The 2,074-nt window shown below is 30.6% G+C and carries 2 protein-coding genes; both read right to left on the bottom strand.

Annotation, left to right across the window (positions count from 1 at the left end):
• Positions 1–207 precede the first annotated feature (207 nt).
• Positions 208–1,077, bottom strand: coding sequence for a helix-turn-helix domain-containing protein (locus SPADD19_RS03485; protein WP_061455219.1), 870 nt, complete (start codon positions 1,075–1,077; stop codon positions 208–210).
• A gap of 236 nt (positions 1,078–1,313) precedes the next feature.
• A complete protein-coding gene (locus SPADD19_RS03480) occupies positions 1,314–1,781 on the bottom strand; it encodes an 8-oxo-dGTP diphosphatase (protein WP_241496453.1) in 468 nt (155 codons plus the stop codon).
• Between the last annotated feature and the right edge of the window lie 293 nt (positions 1,782–2,074).

Genomic DNA, 2,074 nt, shown 5'->3' with positions numbered 1-2,074 from the left:
CTTCTTCATCACTTGTAACCCCTTTCATTTTACAAGTGAATTGTATCACTTTAAGCATTCATTGTCAATAATTATTATTATTTTTTTGTTATTTTTTAAAGTTATATACTATAGTTATTTCTTCACATGATAATTATATCTAAAAAAACCTCGCCTTTAGGCGAGGCCGTAGATAAATACATAAACAATTGTATTGCAACCACATTATTAAATTAAGTTATTTTTTATATAGTTTTCTATAGTGAGTGCCATTTTCTCATTTCCAGATAAACTATACAACGTCTCAGATAATTTAAAATATTTTTTCACTTCGTCTTTTTTTGCAAACCCTTCACTTACGTTACCTAATAAACAGAATAAGTCCGGTAATAAATAAAAGTGATTAAATTTTTTACAAATATCGATTGTTTTCAAAATTTCAGAAATTGCTTCTTTGATTTGATTATCTATCCATAAATATCGACAGTAATTATAACGCACTTTAACTAATAATTCAAAATTCTCCATTATTGATATATTAGATTTTTCGAGTGGGATTATGATTTTTTGATACATTTCCCCACTTATTTTTTCATTTTCTAAATCTATATAAGAATAGAAATTAAGAAGACTGTTTAGAAACATAAAATAATCTCTATCTGATTCTGACATTTTATTTAATAATGTTTCTAACTTCTTTATAGCCTCCGTTTTTTTATTATCACAATGAAAAAGAATAATTGATTCTATCCATGAAAGGTATGATTGATCATACAATGGAAGTTTATGTTTTTTTTCTTTTTCTAGTTCATATAAATACTTTAGAGAGAAATAATCTCTTTGATTTAATAATTTTTTTGATAAATCTATAAAATTTCCAAGCATTGAACTATCCGCTAAAATATTATCATCAAAGAAATATTCCATTGGAACGTTAAGTTTCTGAGATAATTTATAAAGAATATCAGATCCAGGATTATACTTTCCTTTTTCTATTCGACTTATTTGTCCCTGTTTACAGATTCCCTCAGCTAATTCTGATTGAGACAACTTCAATTCTAATCTTCTACTTCGCAATCTACTTGCTAATAATGTCATTTCCCCACCTCCTGATCTATATCTACGCAGGTGTATTTTATCATTATTTTAGATAATGTCAATAATATATATTTATTTATTGATATTTCTTATAAAAGTTGTTTGGTTCTTAAATAATTTTTACAATTGAATCTTATAGACAATATTATTCTTACTTTGAAACAGCTATTTACAATATTTATCTTTGTCATTATTAAAAATTCTAATAACCCACAATTTATCATTTGAATAAATCCTTAAAATCTTAATTTTTCCCAATCATCGTCTGTCCGTTTGCGATAAAATAACTCAGACAAGTCCGGGTCTTCCATCACTTCTAGCAGAGGAAGCATGTCGTAGGATAAATCCAACTGTTCTAATTGGTCTTTTTCAACCCAAGAAACTTCTCCTTCTTCAGATGATCTGAGCTGGCCTGAGAATCTTGTTGCCTTGTAGCAAAAGACAATATAGCGTCCTCCATCGTCTAGTGACCAGTCTTTGACTGCGACCAGTTTTGGGTCTGCAATTGTCAGTCCTGTCTCTTCGTAGACTTCACGAATGACGGATTCTACAAGGCTTTCTCCTTCTTCGATATGGCCACCTGGAAAAGCATGGCCAGCCCAGTGAGTCTTTTCAGGTGAGCGGTATTGGAGGACTACTTTCCCATTTTTAAGATCTTCGACCATGCAAAGATTGCACAGTATAGTAGGCGTTGTACGTGACATATATTTCCTTTCTATGGATTTACCATCCATCTTCTATGTATTTCACTTCTAGCTTCATGATGAAGGGATTGACCAGTTCATAGTAATCACGACTCCGTATAGGGATCGCTCCATGTGGGATTTCAACATAATTCCTTCGTATTTCCGAATTATGATGGATTGGAGGGATTATGGTATTAGCTGAATCTGTAAAAGACACCTGGAGAATGAACCAAATGAAAAATGCTAGAATGACACTCAAAAATTGTAAGATTAGATGAAAAAACTTGAACTCTCTCTTTTTATAAAAGATA

The sequence above is a fragment of the Streptococcus parasanguinis genome, from assembly GCF_001578955.1.
Lineage (GTDB): Bacteria > Bacillota > Bacilli > Lactobacillales > Streptococcaceae > Streptococcus > Streptococcus parasanguinis_U.
Note: the sequence above shows the minus strand (reverse complement) of the source record. Positions and strands in the feature narration are given on the sequence as shown.